Origin of the sequence: Arthrobacter sp. AOP36-C1-22, assembly GCF_052377515.1 — a bacterium.
Taxonomy (GTDB): domain Bacteria; phylum Actinomycetota; class Actinomycetes; order Actinomycetales; family Micrococcaceae; genus Arthrobacter_H.
Genome location: NZ_JBQSWW010000018.1, coordinates 46900 through 72992, shown reverse-complemented (window position 1 = coordinate 72992; position 26093 = coordinate 46900). Strand labels below are relative to the sequence as shown.

The window sequence follows — 26093 nt, the reverse complement described above, 5'->3', positions numbered from 1 at the left end:
GTTCAAAGAGCGTCCCGGTCCCTCATGGCAGGTCGGTGGATCAAGGCTAAGGGGAGGGTTGCTCATCACACTTCACCCATACTGCCGCAGAGCTACCTTATGAAGCCTTAGTCAGGATCACGAAGCTAAAACGGCCTACGGTGGATACGTGACACCCGACCCGCTTGAGGCCCCAGACACCGCGACTGCCACCGGCCCTTCACTCACCGACCGCCGGGCGCGACTGGCGGTTTCGCTGCTCTTTTTGACCAACGGCGCCCTGTTCGCCAACCTGCTGCCGCGCTACCCGGCGATCAAGGACGGACTCGGGCTCTCCAACGGGGAATTCGGGGCTGCCGTCGCGGCCTTCCCGCTCGGGGCCCTCATCGCCGGTCTGGCCGCGGCCACCCTGATCCGTCGCTTCCGCTCCTCACGGGTCGCCGTGGCAGGGACCATCCTCACCGGCACCGGCATCCTGCTGGCCGGACTGGCCCCGAGCTGGGCGTTGCTTGCCGGGGCGCTGTTCATCGCCGGGGCCGCCGATGCGATCACCGATGTCGCCCAGAACTCCCACGGGCTGCGCGTCCAACGCCGCTACGGCCGCTCGATCCTGAACTCCTTCCACGCCGCCTGGAGCGTAGGCGCGGTCCTCGGCGGGCTGATGGGGGCCGCGGCCTCCGGAGCCGACATCCCACGCGGAATCCATCTGGGGGTCTCGCTCATCCTCTTCAGCACCCTCGCCCTGTACTGCCGCCGCACGCTTCTTCCCGGCCCGGAACCGACCGGGATGGACACCGCGGAGCAGCACGACGGCGGCATCCCCCGGGCCCGCATCTCCCGCCTGGCCACCTACGGGATCCTCGCCGCACTGGTCCTGGTCGCCACGGGCGGCTCGATCATCGAGGATGCCGGCAACTCCTGGGCGGCCATCTACCTGCACGATTCACTCGGCGCCGTTGCGCCGGTCACCGCGCTGGGTTTCGTGGCCCTCATCGGCTGCCAACTGGTGGGTCGGCTCATCGGTGACCAGCTCTTCGATGCCTTCGGCCAACGACTCGTGGCCCGTGCCGGGGGCGTCATCGTCGTGGTGGGCATGGGGTTGGCGCTGGCTTTCCCGACCATCCCGGGGACCATCATCGGTTTCGGGCTTTCCGGCTTCGGCATGGCCACGCTGATCCCGGCGGCCATGCACGCCGCCGACGAGCTCCCCGGCCTGCGCCATGGCACGGGGTTGACCATCCTGGGCTGGCTGATGCGCGTGGGGTTCCTGTTCTCCCCACCGATCGTCGGGTTTGTTGCCGACCGCACCACCCTGGCCACCGGGCTGCTCATCGTGCCATTGGCCGGACTGCTGGTCATCGTCTGTGCCGGGGTCCTGCCCCGCAAGATCCGGGTCTGACCCCCGTCACCTGTTGAGGGAGTACCGTGGCCGGAACAGGACATCAGGACCGGAACGGAGGCAGGACCATGGACACCGGATTGCTCTGCACACTGCTATCGACCGCCATCCTCATCGGAACCTTCAGCGCCGTGGGCGTGATCTGGAAAAACGGCAAGAAGACCGGGCAGATCCGACACATCTTGCGGGACTAGGCGGAAGTTTCGGGCTTGCGGGTCAAAACAACAGGTTTGGGGACCCGAACTTTTGTTTTCTGGGTGCTTGATCGTAAAGTACAGATATGCACATCCCTCACTTTCCCTGGCCAAAAAACGCTAGGCGTCGCCCCGTTGCCGCTGCTGCCCTGCTGGCTGCGACCCTGGGCCTGACGAGCTGCAGCGCAGCAGCCTCGTCCACCGGTACCGACGACGACTCCGACCTGCCCGTGGTCCTGACGACCTTCACCGTCCTGTCGGATCTGGCTACCAATGTCGCCGGCGAGCACCTGCAGGTGGAGTCGATCACCAAGCCGGGTGCGGAGATCCACGGCTACGAGCCGACCCCCGGGGACATCAAGAAGGCCTCGAAGGCCGATCTGATCGTGGATAACGGGATGAACCTCGAAGCGTGGTTCGAGAAGTTCGTGGACCACCTGGACGTCCCCCACATCGTGGCCAGCGAAGGCGTGGACGTCATCGACATCAGCGAGGACGAGCAGGCCGGATTGCCCAACCCACACGCCTGGATGAGCCCGGACAACGCCAAGCTCTACGTCGACAACATGGCGAAGGCCTTCGGTGAACTCGCCCCCGAGCATGCCGAGGATTTCCTGGCCAACGCCGCGGAATACAAGAAGGAGATCCAGCAGGTCGGTGACGATCTGGAAGCCGATCTGTCCACGTTGCCGAAGAACGAACGGGCGCTGGTCACCTGCGAAGGCGCCTTCTCCTATCTGGCCCGCGACGCCGGACTGACCGAGCAGTACATCTGGGCGGTCAACGCCGAGCAGCAGGCCCGGCCCAGCCAGATCGCCGCGGCCATCGAATTCGTGAAGGACCAGCAGGTCCCCGCGGTGTTCTGCGAATCCACGGTCTCGGATGCCCCGATGCAGCAGATCGTCGAGGCTACCGACGCCGACTTCGGCGGAACCCTGTACGTCGACTCGCTCTCCACCGCCGACGGACCGGTCCCGACCTATCTGGATCTGCTGCGCCATGACTCGGAGACCATTTCCGACGCGTTGACCGGAGCCAACTCATGACCGCCGCGATCGACGTGCGCGAGGCCACCGTCCACTACGGCGATGTCCTGGCCCTGGACCACGCCAGCGTGAGCTTGCAGCCCGGCCGCATCTGCGGACTGGTCGGCATGAACGGCTCGGGCAAGTCCACGCTGTTCAAGACGATCATGGGTTCGGTGACCCCGGACCAGGGAACCGTGAAGATCAACGGCGGGGCCCCGGCCGCCGCCCGCAAGGCGGGCACCATCGGCTACGTCCCGCAGAGCGAGGAGGTCGACTGGGCCTTCCCGGTGTCCGTCCGCGATGTGGTGATGATGGGCCGCTACGCCCAGATGGGCTTCACCCGCCGGCCCCGCCCGGCCGACCGAGCCGCCGTGGCGGACGCCCTGGAACGGGTGGAACTGACCGAATTCGCCGACCGGCAGATCGGCCAACTCTCCGGAGGACAGAAGAAGCGGGCCTTCGTGGCCCGAGGGATCGCCCAGGGTGCCACCATCCTGTTGTTGGACGAGCCGTTCGCCGGCGTCGATAAGCGCACCGAGGCGACCATCACCGGACTGTTGCGCGGGCTCGCCGCCGACGGCGCCACCGTCCTGGTCTCCACCCACGACCTCCACGCCCTGCCGGCCCTGGCCGACGAGGCCGTGCTGCTGATGCGCAAGGTGTTGATGCACGCCTCCCCCGACGAAGTCCTCCAACCCGAGAACCTGGCCCGCGCCTTCGGCCTGGACGTCATGGACCGGGAGGTGCTGGCATGAACCTCATCGAGCTCTTCGCCGAACCACTCAGCTACGACTTCATGGTCCGTGCCCTGGCCACCACCATCATCGCCTCGGTCGTCTGCGCCGTGCTCTCCTGCTGGCTGGTGCTGGTGGGCTGGTCCCTGATGGGCGATGCCGTCTCCCATGCGGTGCTTCCCGGGGTCGTGCTGGCCTACGTCGTCGGGGCGCCCTTCGCCCTGGGGGCCATCGTCTTCGGGTTCCTGGCCGTCGCCCTGATCGGGGTGGTGCGTGACACCAGCCGGGTCAAGGAGGATGCCGCGATCGGGATCGTGTTCACCACGCTCTTCGCGCTGGGTCTGGCACTGATTTCCGTCACCCCCTCCCAGACCGACCTAAACCACATCATCTTCGGCAACCTGCTCGGGGTCTCCCGGGCGGAGCTGTGGCAGGTGGGCATCCTGGGGGCCATCACCCTGGCGGTCCTGCTGCTCAAGCGCCGCGATTTCACCCTCTACGCCTTCGATCCCACCCACGCCCAGGCGATCGGGCTGAACCCGCGCCTGCTCGGAGCGGGTCTGTTGGGTCTGCTCGCGTTGACCTGCGTCGTGGCGCTGCAGGCGGTCGGCGTGGTGCTGGTGGTGGCCATGCTCATCATCCCCGGGGCCACCGCCTACCTGCTCACCGACCGGTTCTCCCGGATGCTGGTGATCGCCCCGATCATCTCGGTGGTCTGCGCCGTGGCCGGGCTGTATGTGAGCTACTACCTCGACACCGCCTCGGGAGCCATGGTGGTCCTGTCCCAGGGCGCCGCCTTCACAGTGGTCTACCTGTTCGGCCCCCGCCACGGACTACTGGGTAAGCGGTGGGCGGCGCAGCGGCGCAAGCGCCTGCTCACCACCGCAGCCTGAAAAGGTGGCCAGGATACTGACATTTCAAGTTGTGGGCCGTTCCTGAGCCCAGCGTCTTTTCTCTTGGCCCTTGAAAAAGAAGATGGTGACAGGCCGTTGGACCCACATGACCCTACCTTTGGGCTCACCCCCGTGGCCGTTGTCCGTCGCGTGAACCACCAGCCGACCCATGGCTCTCACCAAATACGTTCACTAGGCTGACATGGATTGGTCAGACTAATCCGAGCGTCCTGGTTTCAAACCTGAGCACTGATTAGGCCGTACCCACAACATCACCATGTTCAAACCCATCGGCAAGCTCCCCGTCCTTCAACGGGGAGACCGGTGGGAGCCGACGAATTGACACGAAAGATCATGCCGAAGAGCTCGGTGCCGAATACCAGAACTGACAAGTGCAGGTCTGCGCTCACATCAGTAACGATTTAGGCTCGCACGACTACAACAACGGTCGGGAAGCACGATCCTTCCGAGATCCCCAGAGAAATCTTTGGCTACCTGCACTTCTCCGTCAGAAGTAAGAAATCATCGTTGGTACGCAGCATCCTGAGTAGAATTTTGATCCGGCTTCCTGGCCCCAGAGCCTCGAATTCAGAGAACCCCGTCACCCTCAGGAGCGCTTCCTCGGGCGAGCACGCTGATCAACGCACGATCTGTAGTTGAACCCCCGGTCAATCCAGTCCTTCATCTCCTGCGACACCCATCCGTTTACTAGTGGCCTCACGCAGTACTGCTCGACATCCTTATGATCGTCTACGTTGGGACACGTCGCGAACCCAACAAGTTGCAGCATCTTGATCCGGACAGGATCGACCATCCCTCAGTGTCAACCTGATTGTGAGCCATCCTCGCGGTGGCTGACATGGAACAGAGGGCATGGAGGTTGAATTGACTCTGAGCGCATTGACGGCCGTGGAGAAACGCGAAGCCGTGATCGAATACATGGATCTACCACACGGCCAGAAGACCAAATGGTTGCGGGAGCAGCCCTTTTCAAGATCGTCTTTCATCCGTTGGCGGTTGGCCTATCTGGGCGGCGACCTTGACCGTGGCCTGACGCCTCGGAATGCTGGACTCGTGACAAGTTCAGGACATCGGATGAGACAGCTGGAGAAGGCCTTCGCCCAGCAGGAGAGCGAGATGGCCAAGCTGCGCGAGCAGAACGAGCAGCTCCAGGCCACCAACGCCGCGTTGGGAAAAGCTATCGGGCTTATGCAGAAGTGGAGCGAGCATACGCCCGGCAACACCCCGGCTCCACCAGATCCAGGGAAGTGATCGCGGGCGAGGACGAGCTCATGTCGTCACTGACGGGCATCGGCGGCAACAGCGAACGCTGCGCCTTGCAGATGATCGGCTTGGCCCGCTCAAGCTGGCATTATCGCCACCATCCACGCCAACGAGCCGCCGACCCAGTATCGCAGGCCCAGAGGGTGCAACCCAACGCGCTGACCGAGGTCGAACGGGACACCGCCGAGGAGCGCATCCTCGCAGCCTGGGAGGAGGGGAACTCGGTGGACCATGCCTTCGCCGCGGCGTGGGACGAGCAGGTCGTGGTGGGCACGCGCCGGACGTGGTGGCGCATCGCCCTACGCCTCGATCAGGCCCTGCGGCCGGTCAAGCCCACCCGCAGCCCTGCCAGCGGGAAGCGTGAGCGGCCGGAATTGCTGGCCACAGGGCCGAACCAGGTCTGGTCCTGGGATATTACGGATTTCAAGGGCCGCTACCGGGGCCAGGTGTTCAAGGTCTACTCGATCATCGACATCTTCTCCCGCAAGATCGTCGGACATCGTGTCGAGGAACGCGAGTCCGAGCATCTTGCCACGCAGTTGTTCGAGCAGGCGTTCGCCGCCGAGGGCGCCGTGCCGCAGTGGGTGCACGCCGATTCCGGGCCGGCGATGCGCTCGGACACCCTGGCCCGGATGCTCGAGGGGCACGGCGTCACGGTGACGCATAACAGGCCCTACGTATCAAACGACAACCCCTACTCGGAGTCAGAATTCCGCACCCTGAAGACCCGCAAGCATTTCCCGGGGATCTTCACCGACCTGCAGTCCGCCCGTGGCTACGCTGCAACGTACGTGCCCTGGTACAACGCCGAACACCGCCATACCGGGATCGCCTTGTTCAGCCCGGCCCAGGTCCACGATGGGAGCTGGGCCGAAGCCCACGACGACCGCGTCCGGGCCATGGATGAGTACTACAACGCAAACCCTGCCCGCTTCGGATACCGCCGCCCGACAGTGCCACGGCCATCCGGATGGTCAGGCATCAACCATCCCGGGCCAAAACCCGAAGACCAAACTCAATGGCTCCAAACAGGTTGACACACACCGCATAAGGTCAATAGTGCTGTTAAATACCCGGACGAGTGCTCGGTGCAGTACCTTCCTCGCCAAAGGCGTAAACCACTTGTGCTCGCCTTGGCCTTTAATTATCCGGTGGGCAATCTGTTTGGCGCTCTCCGACGCTAAATGCTTGCCCTGCTGGACCAGCCACAGGACTTCAGCACATATCGTGCACAACAAATGGAATTCGTCCGCGGCTCGCCTGATGGCCTCAGCGTCGGAGTCCTTGAGACCGGCGCGGGAGATCTCGTCAACAAAAGGTTCGACCAGAGCCCCAAGAACTAAACGAGCATCCGCCTGCTCATCAATGCTTCCCGTGAGAATAAGTTCATCGATGGCATGGGTGACCAAATAGTCGGTGCATTCGCGGCCGACAGAACCACCCCTGTTGAACGCTTTTTTGGCGGCCGTCTTGGCGTTAGAAACCTGCTGTCCGGAATACTTTGCACGGTCGGCAGCATCCCAGACGAGAGCGCTCGCACGGGCCGTGTGTGGGCCTCCGTGCAAGTCACCAATACATCGGCACTTACACTCATTCGGCATCGTTATCACTGCTGCTGCACACGAGGCACTGTGGCCACTACGTCGGGTCATGATGTTCCCCCCCTTACGATCTGCAGTCATCGTGTCATCCCCAGTGCAGTTTTTCGGGCATTTACCCGGCCTACTACTCATGCAAAAGGCAGTCGACCGGCTCTGCACGGTGACTACTGCCTACCTATTGGTATGGCGCATCTTAGAATCAGGGCTGTGTTTTCTGACTTCGACCGGCCTCGGCCACAGCTATGACTGCAAATCAACCACCGGCTCGTTGACGAAAGTCGCGCTCGTGACCATCTTCTCTGTGAGCATTGGGGCCACCAACGCGACTAATCCCAAGTTCTTCACCACTTCGAAAGGCCGGATCAACTTATGGGCCGGCCTCGCCGAAGCTACCCCGACTGAAGCAGTAGCCATCTGGAGCAACTAACTCATAGCCGTCGGCGTCCAGCTTTTCGTACGACGAAATCCGAAAGAGGCTTCTGGAAAACTGCTCATCCAAGCCGTTCCGCCGAACGACCGGGCGGGCAGTTTTTTGCTTCTGTTCCCTAGCGGCCGGCGACCGAGACGAAGAGGGCGTCGCTGGCCGTCTTCCCCAGGCTCAACGGCGGCTGGTCGGAGCCGTCGATCTGCACTTCGAGTGTGCCCGAATACGGTTCGCCGGCGCCCACGGTCAACCGCACACCACAGATGATGTCCCGGTCCCTGAAGTAGCCCAGCAGTTCGCTGTCGGAGTCGGAGATCCGCTCGACCACCACGACGGTTCCGGGTTCGACGCCAGTGAGCTGGACGGCGTCGGGCACCTCCACGGTGCCGTCCGCCGCGGGGATGGGATCCCCGTGCGGGTCGCGCGTGGGGTGCTCCAGGATGGTGTCGATGCGTTCGATCATGAAGTCCGAGACGGCATGCTCGAGGACTTCGGCCTCGTCGTGGACCTGTTCCCAGCCGTAGCCCAGGATGTCGACCAGGAAGGATTCGATCAGCCGGTGGCGGCGGACCATCGCCACCGCGTGGGTGCGACCGGTTTCGGTGAGTTCAACGGTGCCGTATTTGGCATGGTCCAGGTAGCCCTGCTCGGCGAGTTTGCGCACGGCATCGGAGACCGTGGAGATCCGCAAACCGGTTTTTTCGGCGATGTCCTTGGTGGTGACCGGTTCGCTGGTCCACTCCGAGAGGCTCCAGACGGCTTTGAGATGGTTTTGGGCGCTGTCCGACAATTCAGTAACCGACATGCAGGCCAGTCTACGCAGCCCGGGCCCCACAAGCCCGTCGGAGGGTCCCGGCCCCACCGGCTAGAAGGCCAGGACCACCCGGGCCACCACATAGGCGGCCACCACGAAGACCAGTGAGGCGAAGCCTCGTTTGAGCACCCGTTCGGGCAGCGAGCGCCCGATATGCCCGGCAATATAGGACGCCACCATGGCGGTTCCGGCGAAGGCCCCGGTCAGCGCCCAGTCCAGGTCCAGGTTCCCGATATGAGAGATGAATCCGCCCAGGGAGTTGACCACCACGATGACCAGTGAGGTCCCCACCGCCGTGGTCATCGGCAGCCCCAGGACCAATGCCAGGGCCGGGACGATGAGGAACCCTCCCCCGACCCCGAGCAGACCGGTCAGGAATCCGACGACGATACCGGTGGCCACCGCCTTGGGTAGGCGGCGACGCCAGATGATGGTTCCGTCGGCGGCTATGTCATGGCCGGCCCGGGAGCCGACGGGCAGCAGCATCCGGATGCCGGCCAGCACCATGATCGCCGCGAAGACGATCAGCAGCACCTGCTGATCCATCAGCGAGTTCACCGCGGTACCGGCGAAGGCCGTCGCCCCGCCGGTGACCCCGATGATCAGCGCCAGCCGCCAGTCCACATCGCGTCGTATCCGGGGCAGCACCGCCATGGTCGAGGAGGCCCCCACGACCACCAGCGAGCTGGGGATGGCCGCCGAGAGCGGCATCCCCACCCCATAGACCAGTGCCGGAACCGCCAGGATGGATCCTCCGCCGCCGACGAGCCCCAGCAGCCCGCCGACGATCAGCCCGAAGACCAGGGCGGCACCGATCACCGCCGGCTACTTGGCGTGCTGTTCGGCCCAGGCGGCATAGCTGCCCTCGAGCTCGACGACGTCGTAGCCGGCATGACGCAGCGTGCTGGCGACGACCGAGCTACGCACCCCACTCTGGCAGTAGGTGACGATGGTGCCACTGGTGGGCAGCTTCTCCAGGTTCCACAACACCCTCCCGCCGTGGAGTTGTTCCGAGCCGGGGACGTGGCCGTCCTCGTGTTCGGATTTGGCCCGGACGTCCAGCAGCAGCGCCTTGTCGAAATCGGCGATCTCGCCCGGCTGGACCAGTTTCGGCGTATGCCGGGGCAGGCCCTCGATGCTGGTGACGTAACCGGAGACATCGTCGATGCCCACCCGGATCAGGTGGTCCCACATCGTCCGGGCGGCCTCGGGGTCCTCGGCCAGCAGGACCAGCGGGCGGCCGTCGCGTTCGGGGTCGATGGCCCAGGCCCCGTAGGTGGCCATGGATTTGATCGCCGGGATGTTCACCGACCCGGTGACCGTGCCCCGGTGGACCTCGCTCTGGGCCCGGGTGTCCACGAAGGTCACCTCGTGGGCGTCCAGCGAGGCGGCGACCTGGTCCACGTCGAGCTCCTGAAGCGGCTTCCGTTCGCCCAGGACGGCGGGGCCGGCGAGGTTCTGGCGCTTCATGCGCCCGAAGTAGGCCGGGGCGTCGGGCTGGCCCTCGAGCAGTTCGGCGACGAAGCCTTCCTCGTCGTCGGCCTCCAGGTATTTGCCCCACCAGGCGTTGAGCCGTTCATAGCCCACGGTGCTCGAGGGCACGGCACCCAGCGCCTTGCCGCAGGCGCTGCCGGCGCCGTGGGCCGGGTGGACCTGGACATGGTCGGGCAGGGTGAGGAACTTGTCCCGCAGGCTGGCGAACATCTGCTTCGCCCCGATGAAGCGGGTATCCACGCCGCCGGCGGCCTCGTCGAGCAGGTCGGGGCGGCCCAGATCCCCGCAGAAGACGAAGTCACCGGTCAGCGCGTACCCGGGATCCTTCGAGAAGGCCCCGTCGGTGACCAGGAAGGTCAGATGTTCGGGGGTGTGCCCGGGGGTGTGGAGGGCGGTGAGGGTGATGTTGCCCAGGGTGATGGTGCCACCCTCGGTGAGCACGGTGGCCTCGAAGTCATAGAGCCAGTCGGGTCCTCCCTCGCCGGAGACATACATGGTGGCGCCGGTATCGGCCGCCAGTTCGCGGGTGCCCGAGAGGTAGTCGGCGTGCACGTGCGTTTCGGTCACGGCGGTGATCTTCAGTCCGTTCTCCGCGGCGATCCGGTGGTAGACGTCGGTATCGCGGCGGGCGTCGATGACCACTGCTTCCCCGTTGCCCTGGCAGCCGATGACGTAGCTGGCCTGGGCCAGATCGGTGTCGTAGATGCGTTCAAAGAACATGGCGTACTCCTTAGGCGGTCGCTCGTGGGTTCAGGCTCGTCCCTTGAGGATGAGATTCCAATACATGTTGGGCAGTCCGTAGCGTTTGAGGTACCACATGTCCTTGCGTTCATGGGTGGTGTCGATGAACGGGAAGCTTGGTGCCGGGCGCATGCTGTAGTCGAATTCGGCCAGCAGCATCGTATGGCGTGAGGTGGTCAGCGGGCAGGAGGCGTACCCGCCGTAGCTGGCCGACGGCGTCGCCCCACGCATGACGGCCAACAGGTTCTTCACCACCACGGGGGCCTGTTTGCGGATGGCCGCCCCGGTCTTGGAGTTCGGGCTCGAGCCGGCATCGCCCAGGGCGAAGACCTCCGGGTACCTGGTGTGGCGCAGCGAGTTCTTGTCGATCTCCACGTAGCCGGCGGGGCTCTGAGGGTCGGCCAGGGCACTGTTCTTCAACCAGTCCGGGGCGGACTGCGGCGGGACGGCGTGGAGGAAGTCGTAACCGAGGCCCTCACTGGCCTCGGTGGTGTTGTTGCGCACCGAGACGGTTTTGGCCTCCGGGTCGATGGAGGTGACTTCGCTGCTGAAGCGGACCTCGATGCCGTAGTCGGCGACGACCCGGTCGAGTTCGTCGGAGAATTCCTTGACCCCGAACATGCCCGGGGTGGGTAGGACCAGGACCATGTGGATATCGTCCAGGACCCCCTGTTCACGCCAGTAGTCGGCGGCGAGGTAGGCGATCTTCTGGGGTGCTCCGGCGCATTTGATCGGCCCGGCCGGCATGGTGAACACGGCGGTGCCCGAGCGCAGGGCGCGGATCATGGTCCAGGTCTTGGGCGCCAGCTCGAAACTGTAGTTGCTCGAGGCCGAGGGGGTCTTCAGGGCCTCGGGCAGGCCGGGCAGCTTGTCCCAGTCCAGCTGGATGCCGGGGCAGACCACCAGATAGTCATATCCGACGGTGGTCCCGGAGGCGAGGGTGACGGTCTTCGCCTCGGGGTCGACCCCCGTGGCGGCGTCCTTGATCCAGGCGACCCCCTGGGGCATGACCGAGGCCTGGGACCTCACCGATTCCTTCGCCGGGGCCCGTCCACCGCCGACCAGGGTCCAGAGCGGTTGGTAGTAGTGCTTGTCGTTCGGTTCGATGACGGCGACGTCGTCCTGGCCGGCATGGCGTAGCCGGGCGGCCACGCTCAGTCCGGCGTTGCCGCCGCCGATGATCAGGATGCGATGGTGCAGGCCCATATGAAACGTCTCCACTTCGTTCGGCGCTGCCCGCCGGAGCTGTCCATGCGGCGGGGAGGTGCCGGATCCCAGCGGGAAGCACCCTACGACCTAATGTACGTACATTTACCGATTCTGGGGAGCCCCCGGATGGTGGCAGTGGTCGGCGCGCCGGGAGGCGGCGGGGTCAGCGGGCGGCGGCGGGGGCCGAGGGATAGGAGGTGGTGACGGTGAAACGGTCTCCCCGGATGAGGGTTTCGCGCCATTCCACCGCCTGCTCCCCGGCCAGACCGAGGCGTTCGATGAAGAAGACGGCGGTGCCCTCGGGGCAGGCCAGGCGCCGCGACTGGGCCCCGTCGGAGGCCAGCGCGTGCAGGGTTTCATGTCCGGCGCTGAGGGTGATCGAGCACCGGCGGCGCAGCACCTCATAGAGGGCCGTATGCCTCAGATCGGCCTCCAGGACCGACGCGGCAAGGGCGGCGGGCAGCCAAGTGTCGTCCACGGCGATGACGTCGCGGTCCGCATAGCGGGTACGGGAGATGAAGACGAGTTCGGCATCGGCCGCCAACCCCAGATGGGCCGCCGCCGTGGCGGAGCGGCGCAGCTCGGCGACCTCGACGACGCTGCGCTGGGTCATCCCGGCGTTCTCGACGGCGGCAAAGAGGCTGTAGACGGGGCCGAACCGTTGTTCGTCCACGACGTTGACCACCGAGGATTGCCTGCCGCGTTGGGCCGAAAGCAGCCCGGCCCGACGCAGCGGGGCCAGGGCGGCCCGGATGGTGGACCGACTGACCTCGTATTCATCGGCCAGGGCCATTTCCCCGGGGAAGCCGTCGACGAACTCCCCGCGGTCGATCCGCTCCTTGAGCCGATCCTGGACCGCTTGCCAGAGGGGAACCTTGCGCCCTGGTTGATCCCGTTGCCCGGTGGCCATCGTCTCCCCGCCTCGCTGTCTATGGTGCCGGCCGGTTGCCGGACGCCCGGACGCCGAGAACTGACGTGCCGGCTCCCGGGACCGATGCTATCGCGGGTCGGGCCCGGGCTGCCTCAGATGCGGACGTAGGCGGCCCCCTCGCCCTGCCGGCGGGCCAGCTGGGCGATGGCTGCCGGCACATCGCGGACCCCGGGGGCCAGCTCCGAGACCTCCACCCCGGCCGAGCGCAGGGAGTTGGCACAGGCACTGATCGCCACCCGTCCCGTGCCGAGCAGCTCCGTGATCCGTGCCGAGTCCTCCGCCGGGGCGGCCAGCCGGGTCACCGACGGACCCTGGACCACGATCTCCACCTCGGTGCCGGGCAATTCGGCCAGCGCGTTGGCGGCGATCCTCAAGGCCGTGGCCAGATCGGGGAACGGCGCCTGCCCCGGTCCGGCCAGGTGCAGCACCAGGGAGTTCATGGTGCCTCCGTTCCCGCGCCGCTGGTGGCCCGTTCGCCCGACTGGCCCGAACCAGCGTCCTGCGAGCCGGCGTCGTGCTCCGCGTCCTGCCCGTTCCCCGGGTCTTCGGCCTTGAGGTGACGGCGGACCGCCAGGATCCACCAGCCCAACAGCACCAGTCCCAGCAGTGCCGGCCAGGCCCAGCCCGGCAGCGCCTGGTCGACGGAGCCGGCCGCGGCGGAGATCTTGTCCATCACCGAGGCGGAGATCAGTTCATTGGAGGTGACGAGTCCGCCGGTGGCCAACATGACGACCCCGACGGCCACGGTGACCACCCCGGCGATCAACATGTTGGTGTTGAAGCGGAACCTGCCCAGATACACGGTGCGTCCGCGCAGCCAGCCGGCCTTGAACACCCCGGTCCGGCGGATGATGCCGGCCACGATCAGCACGGGGATCACCATGCCCAGGGCGTATATGGCCAGCAGCAGTCCTCCCGAGAGGGCACTGCCCTGGGCCAGGACGAGGGTGAGGATCGCTCCCAGGACGGGGCCGGTACAGAATCCGGCCACCCCGGCGGCGGTCCCCAGCAATACGGCCCCACCCAGTGACGGGGTCGCTGGACCCTTGCGCCGGGCCCGGCTGGGCAGCAGCTTGCCGACATCGAATCCCCCGCCCAGGATCTGCACGACCCCCAGGGTGATGATGACCCAGGCGGCCACGACGATCAGGGCCCGGCGATCCACCGCGATGGTGCCCCCGAGCCAGCCGATGCCCAGGCCCAGCGGGACCAGGGTGGCCAGCATGCCGATCAGGAAGGCCAGCCCCAGGGCCGAGAGCCTGCGGGTGGAGGTGGCCGCATGGGCGAAGAACGCCGGAAGCAGCAGGGCGTTGCAGGGGCTGAACAGCCCCAGCACTCCCCCGACGAAGGCAAAGAGCAGTCCGGCCTCCATCTACTTCTCGTCCTTTTCAGCGGCCTTGATTTCCTTGTCGATGGCCTCGATGAAGTTCTCCGTGGGCTGGGCGCCGACGAACGGGGTCTTGTTCAGCAGGAAGGACGGGGTGCTGGTCACGCCCAGCTCCATGGCCTCGTCGATGTTCTGCTGCACCACATCCGGGGCGTGGACCCCGTTCATGTCCTCGATGAGCTGATCGCCGTCCATCCCGAGCTTCTCGGCGGTGGCCTTCAGGTTCTTGTCCTCGAAGGCGGAGGCATCGGCGATCTTGCCGTCCTTGGACATCTCCTCGTGGAATTCGAGGTAGCCGTCCTGCATGGCCGCCGCCTGGGCGGCTTCGGCGGCCTTCAGGGACGCATCGCCGAAGATGTCCAGGTCCCGCCATTCAATGCGCAGCTTTCCCTCGTCGACGTACTTGTCCATCAGGGTCGGCAGGGTGTTGGCCGTCCATTTGGCGCAGAACGGACACTGGAAGTCCGAGTAGGCCACCATGACCACCGGCGCATCCACATCCCCCACGGCGGTGGGATCCTCCGGATCCACGCGGGCCATGTCCGGGACCTCGACGTCCTCGCCCGGGGCCTGCTCCTGCTGGGGTGGTTGCTGCTGTTGCTGTTCCTGCGGTGCGGCGGCCGGGGCCGGTTCGGAAGGGCTTCCGTTGCCGAAGGGCAATTGCATGCCGATCAACAGACCGATGACGAGGGCCACGGGGATCGGAATGATCCACACCCATGGCAGTTTCCTGGCTCCGCCGTTCCGGCGGCCCGGCGTCGCCGGTTCGTCGTGCATTGGTGTTTCAGACATGGGGGTGCTGCTTTCGATCGATTAGCTACTATGTTGCATAGTATCTCTACTATCCTTGATAGTAGATAGAACGGCGACGATCAAGTTTTCCGTTGAAGATCACACACCACCCAGGAGCCAGTACCCATGTCACGCCCCGCACGACCGCGCATCGGCTTCACACGCCGCATCACGTTGGCCGCGACCGCCCTGAGGTGGTGGGGGCCCCGGCAATGGATCGTCGCCGCCCTCGGCGCCCTGGGCATCGGCGTGCTGCTCGGCGTGGCCACCGTCCTGATCCCCAACGACTTCTTCAGCCGCGACATCGCCCCCACCGCATGGGACCGGCCGGTATGGATCGCCACGTCCCTGCTCTCCGGACTGTTGGTGGGCAGCTATGTCAGTCCCCGGGGGGCTCCCCCGGCCCCGGAGGACTCCTCGGCCGACGGCGGTTCGCGTTGGGGGTTGGCCGGTGGGCTGCTGGCCTGGTTCGCCATCGGCTGCCCGGTCTGCAATAAGATCGCCCTGTTGGCCCTGGGGTATTCCGGCGCAATGGCCTACTTCGCGCCCCTGCAGCCCTGGATGGCCGCCCTGGCCCTGGTCATGACCTTCGGCGCCGTGATCTACCGGCTCTCGGGCCAGGTCGAATGCCCGGTGTCGATCCCGCGACCGGATGCCCTACAGGAGACAGCGGAAAGGACCCAGGCATGAGCACCACCACCACCGGCGAGGCCGCCGTCGAGCCCGGGGCATCGCCCCGGCAGCCCCTCCTGCCCTTCGACCCCGGAGAGGCCCCCCGGGTCGGCACCCTGGAACGCCGGGTCCTGGACGTGCTGTGGAAGACCAAGCAGACCCACACCACGCGCAGCATCCTCGAGGAACTGGCCACCGGCGAACCCCCGCATCCGGCCTACACCACGGTGGCCACGGTGTTGGGGCATCTGGTGGAGAAGCAATTGGCCACCCGGGAACTGACCGGCCAGGTCTGGTCCTACACCGCCGCGTTGAGCGGTTGTGAATTCTCCGCGGCCCATATGGTCCGGGCGCTGGGCGAAACCAACGACCGGCGCAGATGCCTGGCCAGCTTCGCCACGTCGCTGGATCCCGCCGACCGCGCCTACCTGAAATCCCTGCTCTAACCACCCCGCCCGGGCCCGTCCGGCCCGGCGACTCGACCCCGCCGAACGCACCGGATACCCGGTCCCCCGCCCCGCATTGGTAAAATGGTACGGATCTTTTAACCCGTCACGGCCCGTGGCGGTCCGGAACCACCGAGGCAGGGACAGGGGGAAGACGCCATCGGCCAGCGCAACCAGCACGAGCAACCGGCCGGGACCGATGCCGCCCCGACCGCCCGGCCCGGGAGGCTCCGGGCGTTCCTGACGGGCCTGTCGGTCCCTGCCGGGGTACTCGTGCTCTGGCAGGGCATCATCCTGGTGTTCGTACTGCCGTTGGTGAAGTTCTTGTTCACCCACGCATTGGCGCTGGCCGGGACCCCGAACCTGACCGACCGGAACTTCCCGCGGATCCTGCATAGTCCCCCGTCGGTGTTGCTGTTCCTGGCCATCGGGTTCATCGCCCTGGGCGCACTGGCCCTGCAATACACCTCGGTCATCGCCCTGGTGGGCAGGATCCGCGCCGGGTCACGGCATCCGGGAACGACGGCGGGACGCCAGGCCTGGCGTGCGACCGGCAAGGCGCTGGGGCTGCAGGCCCCGCTGGTGGCCCTCTACGTCTTCCTGCTCATGCCGCTGGGCGGGTTGGCCGATCTCTCCCCGCTGACCCGCGATATCGGGGTCGCCCCGTTCGTCACGGCCGAGTACCTCAAGAAACCGTTGAGCATCAGCTTGTACCTGTCGATGATCAGCGCGCTGGTGTATCTGAACCTGCGCCTGTTGCCGACCATCCCGCTGCTGGTCACCCGCGGGCTGACCCCGTTGCGGGCCATGCTCACCAGCTGGCAGGCGACCTGGACCCCACGCCTCCGCCTCCCGACGATCCTCGCGGCCCCGCTACTGGCCGCGGTGCTGACCTTCGATCTGCCCTCGCGCACCGTGGCCTGGGCCGCGACCCTGCCCGGGGCCGTGCTGGACACCGATTCCCATCTGGTGACCACCCTGGGCCTGGGGGCGGCGCGGGCGGCGGACTTCGTGCTCATGGTCATCGCCACGGTGGCGCTCATCCGGGTGTTGCTCGCCTGGGTGGATCGGCGGGTTCCGGCCGGCCGGGCCTCCGCCTCGCCAGCCGGGGCGGTGGACCGCCCCGCCGCCGAAGCCAGCCGGTCGCCGGGCCGTGCCGCACTCCCCCTCGGGGGACGTCGGCTGGCGCTGCGCACCACGGCGGGCGCCGCGGTGGTGGCCATCGCCATCATGGGCGCCCCCGCGGTGGCCGCCGCTCCGGCCCAGACTTCCGACCCCCTGGTCATCGCCCACCGCGGGTGGGTGTGGGGCGGGGTCGAGAACACCCTGGGCGCCTTGGAATCGGCGGCCACCCAGGACCCCGATCTGGTGGAGGTCGACGTCCAGCAGACCAAGGACGGACACTTCGTCGCCAGCCACGACACGAACCTGCTGCTCCTGACCGGCCACAACGTGGACATCTACGATCTGACCCTGGCCGAGGCCGAAGCCACCACGGTCAGTGCCCGGGGCTTCAGCGACCACATCCCCTCGATGCTGGACTACGTCCGCCGGGCCCGGCAGTTGGGGATCAAGCTCCTCATCGAGCCCAAGGTCCACGGCCATGAAACGGACGACTACCTGGACCGCTTCATCGCCGAGCTCGCCTCGGTGGGACCCCTGGACGACAACATCTACCATTCCCTGGATGCCGATCTCGTGGAATCGCTCAAGGCCCGGCGCCCCGACCTGTCCGTGGGATACACCATCGCGATGACCGTCGGCGGGATCCCGGACGTGAACTGCGATTTCCTGGTCGTGGAACAGGCCTCCTATTCCAAGCAGTTCCTGGACCAGGCCCGCGCGGCGGATCTGCCCGTCTATGTGTGGACGGTCAACCGCGAGGACCGCATCCGCAAATACCTCTACGACGGCGTCGCCGGAATCGTCACCGACCACCCGCAGCGGGCCAGGACCCAACGGTCCCGGGTCCACGCGCATCCGGGCACGGCGTTCCCGCTGCGCGATGTGGTCAAGCATCTGGCCAGCGTGATGCCGACCTCGCATTAGGTACCAGGGGGAATGTCCCAGGCCCCGCAGGGGTTGGCCCGGATATGGACCTGACCACGGTTCCCCTGACCACGATGGATGAGCGCACCACGACCCTCAACGACTACGCGGGCCAGGTGGTCATGGTGGTCAACGTCGCCTCGCGCTGCGGACTATCCGGACAATACGAGCAGCTCGAGGAACTCCACCGCACCTATGCCGATCGCGGTTTCACCGTCCTGGGTTTCCCCAGCAACCAGTTCCTCCAGGAACTGCGCAGCAACGAGGCGGTGCTCCAGTACTGTTCGACGACGTACGGCATCACCTTTCCGGTCTTCGACCGCCTCCGCGTGAACGGCCGGAACGAGCACCCGCTGTATACGGAGCTGAAGAAGACGAAGGACGCCACCGGGAAGGCCGGACGCGTGCGCTGGAACTTCGAGAAGTTCCTCCTGCTACCCTCCGGACAGAGGCTGCGCTTCCGTCCCCGGACCACACCGGATGCCCCGGAAATCATCGCGGCGATCGAAGCCAACCTCCCCGACCAGCCACCGACCGATCGGACACGGAACCAGCCATGATCCTTCCCGAGCCGCTCATCCCCGTCTTCCTGAAGGCCACGAAGGCCGGAGAAGAGTTCATCTCGGAGGCCGCGGCCCACCGACGGGTCCGCGAAGGCACGCTCCGCCCGGCCCCCTACGGTCCACCGCGGGGGCTGCGGAACGACGTCGGCATCACCGTGGCGCGCACCGCGGCCGGATGGCCCGCCTACACGCTGCGGCCCCGCAATCCCGGGGCCCGGGGGCACCTCATCTACGCCCACGGCGGCGGATGGGTCAACGAGATCTCCCCCCAGCATTGGCAGCTCGCCGCGCAGATCGCCGCCGAGGCACGGACCACCGTCCATGTGCTGATCTATCCACTGGTCCCCTTCGGCACGGCCGGGAGGGTCGTCGACGGTTTCACCACCGAGGTCCTGAAGTGCCTGGAGAGCGCCGAACCCACCGTCCTGGCCGGGGACTCCGCAGGAGGCCAGATCGTCCTGTCGACCCTCCTGCACCTGCGCGACCGGCACCAGGTGACCCTGCCGCGGACGATCGCCATCGCCCCGGCGGTCGACCTGTCCATGAAGAACCCCGAGATCGCTGCCGTCCAGCCCAGTGATCCGTGGCTCGGCACCCGGGGCACCCAGGTCTTCATCGACCTGTGGCGGGACACCCTGGACGTGGATGACCCCACGGTCAGCCCGCTCAATGGTGACTTGGAGGGTCTGGGCCCCGTGACGCTCTTCTCCGGAACCCGAGACATCCTCAACCCCGACGGCCGGCTCTTTGCACAGCGCGCCGCCCGGGCCGGCGTCGACGTCGAATACGTCGAAAAGCAGGGGCAGCTCCACGTGTATCCGCTGCTGCCCACGGCGACCGGGCGTGCCGCCCGCCAGCACATCGTGGCGCGGGTCCGCGAAGCCACCGCGTAGCCGTCTTCCTCCGCCGGGCCGCCGTCAGCCGGCTCAGCTGCCGCGGACCCCGACCCTGAGGATCTGATCGTCCTCGGGACCGGGGCTGCCTCGTCCGTCAGTGTTGTTGGTCAGGATCCAGAGGTCCCCGTCCGGGGCGGTCGTCACCTGGCGCAGCCGGCCGAACTGTCCCACATAGTGTTCGGTCGAGGTTCCATCCTCAAACACCGGAACCATCCGCAGGGCGGCCCCCCGCAGATTGGCGATGAAGATCGCCCCGGCGGTGATGGTCATCCCACTGGGGCTGGCCTCGGCGGGAGGCCATTGCTGGACGGGATCGGTGAAAGCGTCCTCGTCGGCGATGCCTTCCACCGTCGGCCAGCCGTAGTTGGCCCCGGCGGTGATCACGTTGAGCTCATCCCAGGTGCTTTGCCCGAATTCGGTGGCATAGAGCGTGCCCACGGCGTCCCAGGCCAGCCCCTGCGGGTTGCGGTGCCCGAGGCTGTAGACGTAGGAGTCCTCGAAGGGGTTCGAGTCCGGGATTCCGCCGTCGGGCTCCATCCGCAGGATCTTCCCGCCCAGGCTGTCCCGGTCCTGGGCCAATGAGCGGTCGCCGGTATCCCCGGTGGTGGCGTAGAGCATCTTATCGGGGCCGAACCCCAGCCGCCCGCCATTATGGTTCGTGCCGGCGGGAATCCCGTCGAGCAGGGTTTCGACACTGCCCAGTGCCAGCGACCCCGGTTGGCCAATGAGTTCGATACGCTGGATCCGGTTGCCCTCGGCCCCGGTGGAATAGGCGTAGAGCTGTTCGGTCCCGCGCATCGCCAAGCCCAGCAGCCCGCCTTCCCCGCCATGGACCACTCCGGGGACGACGCCGATCTCCCGGGTTTCGCTGTCCTCCCCCAATTCGAGGATGCGCCCCGAGTCCCGTTCACTGATCAGGGCCGTTTTCTCGCGGAAGACCACCGACCAGGGCGCTTCCAGATCCTCGGCGACCACTTCGGGATCATCCTTCAACACGGACAGGGTCGGGGCGGCTTCTGCGGGCCGGATGGACGAACCGGCGGGGGCCGATCCCTGCCCGGGCGCCGGGGGTGCAGACTCGTCCGTGGGAGGTCCTGCGGTGCAACACGTCAGTGCCAGAGAGGCGACGAACCCGGTGACAGCGAGAAGCGAACCGCGCGGCACGTGCATGCATGGCCTCCTGGCCGGCTGGCTGTTCACCAGGCGTGGGCAGCAACCTCGCTGGCGGGAACGCCGCAACCGGCTCCGACGGCGGCCCCTTCCGCCCAGTATGGACGCTGGCCTGCCAAAGCGCACCCGTGGCACGCCCGGGCGATCCGCCGGTCCGGCCTCCACGGCCCGGGACCCACGTTGACGGGCGGGCGCCCGGCTGAAAGGGTTGGTGCTCTTCGACCACCCAACCTCCGAGGGACCCCGATAGATGAAGATCGTGATGTATCTGGCCGCAGTCGTCGGCGGCCAGGTCTTCACCACCGGTTTGCTGGCGTGGGTCCTGGCCACCTCCTCGGCGAGGTCCCCCGGGGCCGTCCTGTTGGCGGCGTTGGCGCCGACGGCCTTCGTGGGGGCCGCCTGGTGTCTGGGGACCCGCAGCGTCGACGCGCCGGTGCGGACCCCGGGCACCGCGTGGACGGCTGCCTTCGGCACGGGGTGGCAACGCAGCGGATCGGCCCTGCTGGCCATCGGCATCCTGGCCACCCTCGCCCACGCGCTGACCAATGGAAACTCCGTCTGGCCCGCGCTTGTCCTGGTGGCCAGCGGCTTCGTCTTGAGCGGCTTCGGGATCGGCACCGGGCGGTGGATCCGCGCCCGCCGCCCGGATGAGCTGATCAGTGGGCCACGCAGGATGCCCGCGGCCGAACGCCTCCAACGGCAGATGGCCTGCCTGGTCGCGATCGGCTCACAGGCCATCTTCTGGATTTCATTGCTGGCCGGGGCCCCTTCCCGTCCCACCGGCGACACCGGACAGCTGGTCTACCACCTGCTGGGCAACACCCAGCTGGCCCTCTACGCTACCGGCCTGGCCGCCATGATCTGCGGGGCCTACCTGCGGGACCAGGTCCTGCACGATGCCCGGGTCAACAGGGACCAGACGGCGCTGTTGCGTCGGATCATCCGTGGGAGGACGCCGCTGCCCCAGGACGCCGAACTCCGCCGCCAGGCGCTGCGGTTCGCGCTGTCCATGCCCTACCAGTCGTTCTTCCGGGCCATGGTCTTCCCGCTGTTGTTCCTGGCGCAGGCGCTGCAGTACTACGTGGGGGTCATCCGGGGCGAAGGATCGTTCTTCGGCCAAGTCACCTCGTTCGCTCTGGCCGTGGGCCTGGTCCTGTCCACGGCCCACTTCCTGCGGTGGGGACGGGCGGCCCGCCGCTTCGCCCGGCGACAGCCGCAGGGGCCCCCGGTCACCACCCCCGGGGGCTGACACCGCGCGGACCCCGGTCGCCACCGGCGGATTCAGCGTCCGGAGCCGGCCTCCCACAGCGGGACCGGGACCGTGCCACAGGAGCGGCCGCCGGCATCGAGCAACCGGCCCGCCCGCTTATAGTGCCGCACGGTGGCCTGCCGGGATACCACCGTGCACCCCGGGGCCCGCCGGGCCAGCTCCACCTCGAGCCCGCGGACCTCGGAGAACTCATGCACCCACAGGGTCGCCAGCAGGTTCGCGGCCCCCAGCACCTCGGCGCTGAGCCGGCAGCCGGGAAGGTTCCCCAGATAGGCCCCGATCTCCTCCACCGAGGTCGCCGGAACGCTGAGCAGCAGGGAGACCTCGCGTTGTCCTGCCTCGATCTCCAGGGCGGCGTCGCAGCGCAGGGAGAGGAACCCCGAATCGAGGATCTGGCTGATCCTGCGTTGGGCCGTCTGCGCGGATACGCCGCATTCCTGCCCCAGCCGGGCCCAGGACATCCGGCCATCGGAGGACAGCCCCCGCACCAGGCGGGTGTCCAGCGCGTCGGGGACGTGGCCGCCCCGCACCGGCCGTGCCGGGGCGCCCAGTTGGCGTACCTGGGCCGGCTCCAACGTCCCGGACCGCCATTCCGAGGCCCCGCGGTGCAGGGTGGTGGAGAACATCACGTCACGGTGGACCAGCCCGGGAAGCTCGGCGAAGGAGCGGGTCAGGGTGCGCATCAGCTCGTCGTGGGAGGAGGCATAGCAATCGACCAACAGGTCGTGGGGTCCGGAGACCAGCGAAACGGTGGCGAACGCCGGATCCAGGCAGAGCCGTTCGATCAGTTCCGCCTGTCGGGCCGGGGTCGAAGTCAGGTAGGCGAAGGCCGACCAGCCGGCCTCGAGGTACTTCGGCCCCGGGAACGGGGTCACCCAGGCGATGCCGGCCTCGCGCAGGGTCTCCCAGCGGCGGGCCAGGGTCACCGCCGAAACGTCCAGGACCGTCGCGAGCTGCTCCCAGTCGACGCGAGGGGCAATCTGCAGGGCGTGGATGATCTTGAGATCAAGTTCCGAGATCATGGACGATTCCTTCGTGAGTAATCCAAATAATGATGTTTCCACTGGATTTTCCGTGCCCTGACCGTACACCTTCAAAATAGGTGATGTACCGCACATCGGAGGTTCGGCCCCCAGGGCCCGGCCCCCGGCAGAGCCCACCCACCAAGGATTCCCCATGAGAACCACCCACGAGGCCTCCGCACCCATCGTGCGGCGGACCATCACCGGCATGATCGTGGCCATGGCGCTGATCGAGGCGCTCAGCGGCGTCACGCAGGGCTATCTGAACCCGATCCTGCCGGCCCTGGGCCCGAGACTGGACATCGACGACCCGACCATCAACGGGATCTTCCTGATCTCCAACGTCTCCTTCGCGGTGATGACCCCGATCATCTCCCGGCTCGGTGACAGCTTCGGTTATCGACTGGTGCTGCGCTGCTCCACGGTCGTCGTCGCCGCCGGGGTCCTGCTCATGGCCCTGGCCCCGACCCTGCTCACCGTGAGCATCGGCGTCGTCATGCTCACCTGCGTCGTGGGTTTCATCCCGCTGATGATGGGCATCCTGCGCGTGACCAGCTCGGCCGACACCCGGCGCGGCGTCAGCGTCATGATCGGCACCTTGATGATCATGGTCGGATTCGGCGGCCTGCTGGCCGGTCTGATCGGGGCCCACGATCCGGCCCGCGGGTTCTGGGTCGGGGTGCCGTTCGCCCTTCTGGCGCTGCTCATGACGTTCTTCCTGCCCGACGCCGGGGCCCCCACCCGGGAGCCGATCGCCCTGCTGCCGATGACCTGCTGCTCCCTGGGGCTCGTGGGCCTGGTCATCGCCCTGTCGATGGGCCCGGACTGGGGCTGGCTGTCGGCGAAGACCCTGCTCGCCGGGATCATCGGGGTGGGCCTGCTGCTGTGGTGGACCCGCATCGACGCCCGCGCCGAGAAGCAGTTCATCAACCTGCGCCTGCTGGCGGTCCCGCGCGTACGCAGCGTCTCGCTGGCCACGTTCTTCTTCGGCTTCGCCTCGGTCAGCTATTTCGGGACCAACGGGATCTTCCTGCACGCCGACGCCGAGGCCGCCGGCTACGGTTTCGGACTCGATCCGCTGGCCATCGCCCTGGTCCTCGCCCTGGCCTCGGTCCTCGCCCTCGGCGCCTCGCTGCTGACCGGCCGGGCGCTGACGGCGATCGGCGAACGCACCACCTTGATGCTGGCCGGGGCGACCCTCGCCTCGGGGTTCGTGGTCATGGCCCTGGGGCACGGCTCCTTCACCGGATACTGCGCCGGCTTCGCCTTGTTCAACATGGGCATGGGCATCTACCAATCGGCCACCCGGGCGCTCTCGGTCGAAGGGGTCCCGCTGGAGGAAACGGCCACGGCCGCCGGACTGAACGAACTGGCGCTCTCGGTGGGCATCGCCGTGGGTGCGGCGGTGGTCAAGATGCTCTCCTCCACCTTCGCCGCCGACGGCCATATCCTGATGAAGGGGATGATCGCCATCTGGATCACCCTGATCCTGGCCGCCCTCGTCGCCACCTTGTTTTCCCGCGGGTACACCCCGGTCACCGCATCCGCCCCCACCGAAGAGGTCACAGCATGAATCCGCACCAGACCCGGCACGACGCCGGTCCCGCCATCCAGGAACCGGCCTCCACGATCTCCCGGGCCTTGGACCGCGATCGTGCCACCGTGCTGGAACTGAGCCACGCCCTGCATGCCGACCCGGAGCTCGGCGGGAACGAACACCGCTCCGCGGCCCGGGTGCGTACGGTGCTGGCCGGGGCCGGCTTCGACTTCCCGGACCACCAGCCGGACTCCCCCACCGCCTTCCATGCCACCACCGGTTCCGGGGATCTGGTCGTGGCCGTCTGTATTGAATACGACGCATTGCCGGGGCTCGGCCATGCCTGCGGACACAACGTCAACGGGGCCATGGCGGTGGCCACCGCGCTGGCACTCGCCGACGTCGCCGAAGAGCTGGGCCTGACGGTCGAGGTCTTCGGTACTCCCGCGGAGGAGACCACCGGAGGCAAGGTCGATCTGATCAACGAGGGCTTCTTCTCAGGGGTCCATCTGGCCTTAATGGGCCATGCGGCCGATACGGACGGGGTCGGCTCCGCCTCGTTGGCCCTGGGCTGCTGGGACGCCTACTTCTCGGGGGTTCCGGCGCATGCGGCAATGAACCCCGCGGCAGGGGTCAACGCCCTGGACGCGGTGGTGGTGGCCCAGACGGCCATCGGACTGGCCCGTCAGCAGCTACCGGCCGGGGCGATCGTCTCGCTGGTGGTCCTCGAGGGGGGCACCGCCGTGAACATCATTCCGGCCCGGGCCCACGCCCGGGTGGAAATGCGGGCCCCGTCGGCCGAGACCCTGGTCCTCATCCAGGACAAGATCCGCACATGCCTCGAGGCAGGAGCCCTGGCCAGTGGCGCCACGCTGGAGATCGAACCGCAGGGCCACGATTTCGCCGATCTGCGCCAGAACCGTTTCCTAGCCGAGTCCTATGCCGCCGCGATGGTCGATCGGGGCCGCGAGGTGCCGCTGCTGGAGGCTCCCGCGGCGTCCACCGACATGGGCAACGTCTCGCATCTGGTCGCCTCGATCCACCCGATGGTGGGATACCCCACCGACGGCGCCACACCCCATACCGCCGAATTCGCGTCCTTCGGAACCAGCGAGGGGGCCGATCAGGCAGTGCTCGACGGCGCCTACGGTCTGGCCATGGCGGCGGTCGCCGCCGCCACGGATCCGCGCGAACGATCCCGGCTTCAGTCGGGGATCAGTCCGCGGTGACCCCTGAACCGGCTCGCGGGGCCTGGCGCAGTTCGAACCACCGGTAGGCCTCGGTCCTGGCCTCTTCGGTCAGCACCGTGTACGCGGCAGGTTCGGCGCCGGCATCGCGGGCCGTCTGCTCGAGGTAGTCGCGCAGCACCCACACATCGACGGGGTCCACCAGTTCGCGTAGCTCCAGCGCCGCGTCGAGCGCCTCGTCGCTGAATTCGAGGTCTTCGCAGACTTGCTCCCGGCTCCGACCGGACAGGGACAGGTTCTTTGCGAGCTCTTCGCTGGTGACCTGGCGTTCGGCTGGTTTCAACGTCATGGGTCGCTCCTTCAGCTGATGGGGTCCT

Annotated in this window: 26 protein-coding genes; 15 read left to right on the top strand and 11 right to left on the bottom strand. The window is 67.1% G+C overall.

Features of this window, described 5'->3' with window-relative positions; translation table 11 throughout:
• Positions 1-148 precede the first annotated feature (148 nt).
• The 7 genes from ACT3S6_RS11105 (at position 149) to ACT3S6_RS11075 (ending at position 6548) form a co-directional block, all read left to right on the top strand.
• Entirely contained in the window at positions 149-1378 is a 1230-nt protein-coding gene (locus ACT3S6_RS11105) for an MFS transporter (RefSeq protein WP_444555013.1), read from the top strand.
• Positions 1379-1446: 68 nt separating this feature from the next.
• A complete protein-coding gene (locus ACT3S6_RS11100) occupies positions 1447-1572 on the top strand; it encodes a hypothetical protein (protein WP_444555012.1) in 126 nt (41 codons plus the stop codon).
• A gap of 86 nt (positions 1573-1658) precedes the next feature.
• Positions 1659-2618, top strand: a complete 960-nt coding sequence (locus ACT3S6_RS11095; RefSeq protein ID WP_444555011.1) for a metal ABC transporter substrate-binding protein — start codon at positions 1659-1661, stop codon at positions 2616-2618.
• Positions 2615-3355: a metal ABC transporter ATP-binding protein gene (locus ACT3S6_RS11090; protein ID WP_444555010.1), complete on the top strand. Its 741-nt coding sequence runs from the start codon at positions 2615-2617 to the stop codon at positions 3353-3355. The genes ACT3S6_RS11095 and ACT3S6_RS11090 overlap by 4 nt, the downstream gene beginning before the upstream one ends.
• Positions 3352-4227 (top strand): metal ABC transporter permease, encoded by an 876-nt coding sequence (locus ACT3S6_RS11085; RefSeq protein ID WP_444555009.1) that lies wholly within the window; start codon positions 3352-3354, stop codon positions 4225-4227. Before ACT3S6_RS11090 ends, ACT3S6_RS11085 begins: the two co-directional genes overlap by 4 nt.
• 873 nt (positions 4228-5100) lie before the next feature.
• Positions 5101-5499 (top strand): hypothetical protein, encoded by a 399-nt coding sequence (locus tag ACT3S6_RS11080; RefSeq protein ID WP_443349365.1) that lies wholly within the window; start codon positions 5101-5103, stop codon positions 5497-5499.
• Positions 5500-5519: 20 nt separating this feature from the next.
• Positions 5520-6548, top strand: coding sequence for a transposase (locus ACT3S6_RS11075; RefSeq protein WP_443349364.1), 1029 nt, complete (start codon positions 5520-5522; stop codon positions 6546-6548).
• 1109 nt (positions 6549-7657) lie between these two features.
• Here ACT3S6_RS11075 and ACT3S6_RS11070 read toward each other — a convergent pair.
• The 8 genes from ACT3S6_RS11070 to ACT3S6_RS11035 all read right to left on the bottom strand — a co-directional run bounded on the left by ACT3S6_RS11070 (position 7658) and on the right by ACT3S6_RS11035 (position 14904).
• On the bottom strand, positions 7658-8341 hold the full coding sequence (locus tag ACT3S6_RS11070) for a metal-dependent transcriptional regulator (RefSeq protein ID WP_444555008.1): 684 nt from the start codon (positions 8339-8341) through the stop codon (positions 7658-7660).
• Between the two features lie 60 nt (positions 8342-8401).
• Positions 8402-9169 (bottom strand): sulfite exporter TauE/SafE family protein, encoded by a 768-nt coding sequence (locus ACT3S6_RS11065; protein ID WP_444555007.1) that lies wholly within the window; start codon positions 9167-9169, stop codon positions 8402-8404.
• Positions 9170-9175: 6 nt separating this feature from the next.
• Complete coding sequence (locus tag ACT3S6_RS11060; RefSeq protein ID WP_444555006.1) at positions 9176-10564, bottom strand: MBL fold metallo-hydrolase; 1389 nt, start codon at positions 10562-10564, stop codon at positions 9176-9178.
• A gap of 30 nt (positions 10565-10594) precedes the next feature.
• Complete coding sequence (locus tag ACT3S6_RS11055; RefSeq protein ID WP_444555005.1) at positions 10595-11791, bottom strand: FAD-dependent oxidoreductase; 1197 nt, start codon at positions 11789-11791, stop codon at positions 10595-10597.
• A 166-nt stretch (positions 11792-11957) separates the two neighbouring features.
• A complete protein-coding gene (locus ACT3S6_RS11050) occupies positions 11958-12704 on the bottom strand; it encodes a GntR family transcriptional regulator (protein WP_444555004.1) in 747 nt (248 codons plus the stop codon).
• Positions 12705-12817: 113 nt separating this feature from the next.
• Positions 12818-13165 (bottom strand): DsrE family protein, encoded by a 348-nt coding sequence (locus ACT3S6_RS11045; protein WP_444555003.1) that lies wholly within the window; start codon positions 13163-13165, stop codon positions 12818-12820.
• Positions 13162-14097: a cytochrome c biogenesis CcdA family protein gene (locus ACT3S6_RS11040; protein WP_444555002.1), complete on the bottom strand. Its 936-nt coding sequence runs from the start codon at positions 14095-14097 to the stop codon at positions 13162-13164. Before ACT3S6_RS11040 ends, ACT3S6_RS11045 begins: the two co-directional genes overlap by 4 nt.
• The gene (locus ACT3S6_RS11035) at positions 14098-14904 is read right to left on the bottom strand and encodes a thioredoxin domain-containing protein (RefSeq protein ID WP_444555001.1); all 807 of its coding nucleotides are present in this window, start codon (positions 14902-14904) and stop codon (positions 14098-14100) included. It lies immediately after the preceding gene.
• Between the two features lie 126 nt (positions 14905-15030).
• On the opposite strand from ACT3S6_RS11035, the gene ACT3S6_RS11030 reads away from it, so the two are divergent.
• From ACT3S6_RS11030 to ACT3S6_RS11010, 5 genes are all read left to right on the top strand, one after another.
• Positions 15031-15594 carry a hypothetical protein gene (locus ACT3S6_RS11030; RefSeq protein ID WP_444555000.1) on the top strand — a complete coding sequence of 188 codons (564 nt, stop codon included), beginning with the start codon at positions 15031-15033 and terminating at the stop codon, positions 15592-15594.
• Positions 15591-16022: a BlaI/MecI/CopY family transcriptional regulator gene (locus ACT3S6_RS11025; protein ID WP_444554999.1), complete on the top strand. Its 432-nt coding sequence runs from the start codon at positions 15591-15593 to the stop codon at positions 16020-16022. Before ACT3S6_RS11030 ends, ACT3S6_RS11025 begins: the two co-directional genes overlap by 4 nt.
• A 273-nt stretch (positions 16023-16295) precedes the next feature.
• Positions 16296-18071 carry a glycerophosphoryl diester phosphodiesterase membrane domain-containing protein gene (locus ACT3S6_RS11020; RefSeq protein ID WP_444554998.1) on the top strand — a complete coding sequence of 592 codons (1776 nt, stop codon included), beginning with the start codon at positions 16296-16298 and terminating at the stop codon, positions 18069-18071.
• A 44-nt stretch (positions 18072-18115) separates the two neighbouring features.
• Complete coding sequence (locus ACT3S6_RS11015; protein WP_444554997.1) at positions 18116-18631, top strand: glutathione peroxidase; 516 nt, start codon at positions 18116-18118, stop codon at positions 18629-18631.
• Complete coding sequence (locus ACT3S6_RS11010) at positions 18628-19527, top strand: alpha/beta hydrolase fold domain-containing protein (RefSeq protein WP_444554996.1); 900 nt, start codon at positions 18628-18630, stop codon at positions 19525-19527. The genes ACT3S6_RS11015 and ACT3S6_RS11010 overlap by 4 nt, the downstream gene beginning before the upstream one ends.
• Before the next feature lie 33 nt (positions 19528-19560).
• Here ACT3S6_RS11010 and ACT3S6_RS11005 read toward each other — a convergent pair whose 3' ends face one another.
• A complete protein-coding gene (locus ACT3S6_RS11005) occupies positions 19561-20700 on the bottom strand; it encodes a PQQ-dependent sugar dehydrogenase (protein WP_444554995.1) in 1140 nt (379 codons plus the stop codon).
• A gap of 250 nt (positions 20701-20950) precedes the next feature.
• Between ACT3S6_RS11005 and ACT3S6_RS11000 the strand changes: the two genes are divergently transcribed.
• Entirely contained in the window at positions 20951-21949 is a 999-nt protein-coding gene (locus ACT3S6_RS11000; protein WP_444554994.1) for a hypothetical protein, read from the top strand.
• A gap of 32 nt (positions 21950-21981) precedes the next feature.
• Here the strand turns inward: ACT3S6_RS11000 and ACT3S6_RS10995 are convergent, their stop codons facing one another.
• The gene (locus ACT3S6_RS10995; RefSeq protein WP_444554993.1) at positions 21982-22992 is read right to left on the bottom strand and encodes an Lrp/AsnC family transcriptional regulator; all 1011 of its coding nucleotides are present in this window, start codon (positions 22990-22992) and stop codon (positions 21982-21984) included.
• 154 nt (positions 22993-23146) lie between these two features.
• On the opposite strand from ACT3S6_RS10995, the gene ACT3S6_RS10990 reads away from it, so the two are divergent.
• A complete protein-coding gene (locus ACT3S6_RS10990; RefSeq protein ID WP_444554992.1) occupies positions 23147-24565 on the top strand; it encodes an MFS transporter in 1419 nt (472 codons plus the stop codon).
• Positions 24562-25758 carry a M20 family metallopeptidase gene (locus ACT3S6_RS10985; protein WP_444554991.1) on the top strand — a complete coding sequence of 399 codons (1197 nt, stop codon included), beginning with the start codon at positions 24562-24564 and terminating at the stop codon, positions 25756-25758. Before ACT3S6_RS10990 ends, ACT3S6_RS10985 begins: the two co-directional genes overlap by 4 nt.
• Here ACT3S6_RS10985 and ACT3S6_RS10980 read toward each other — a convergent pair.
• Positions 25745-26065 (bottom strand): DUF2316 family protein, encoded by a 321-nt coding sequence (locus ACT3S6_RS10980; protein ID WP_444554990.1) that lies wholly within the window; start codon positions 26063-26065, stop codon positions 25745-25747. The genes ACT3S6_RS10985 and ACT3S6_RS10980 overlap by 14 nt on opposite strands.
• Positions 26066-26093 lie beyond the last annotated feature (28 nt).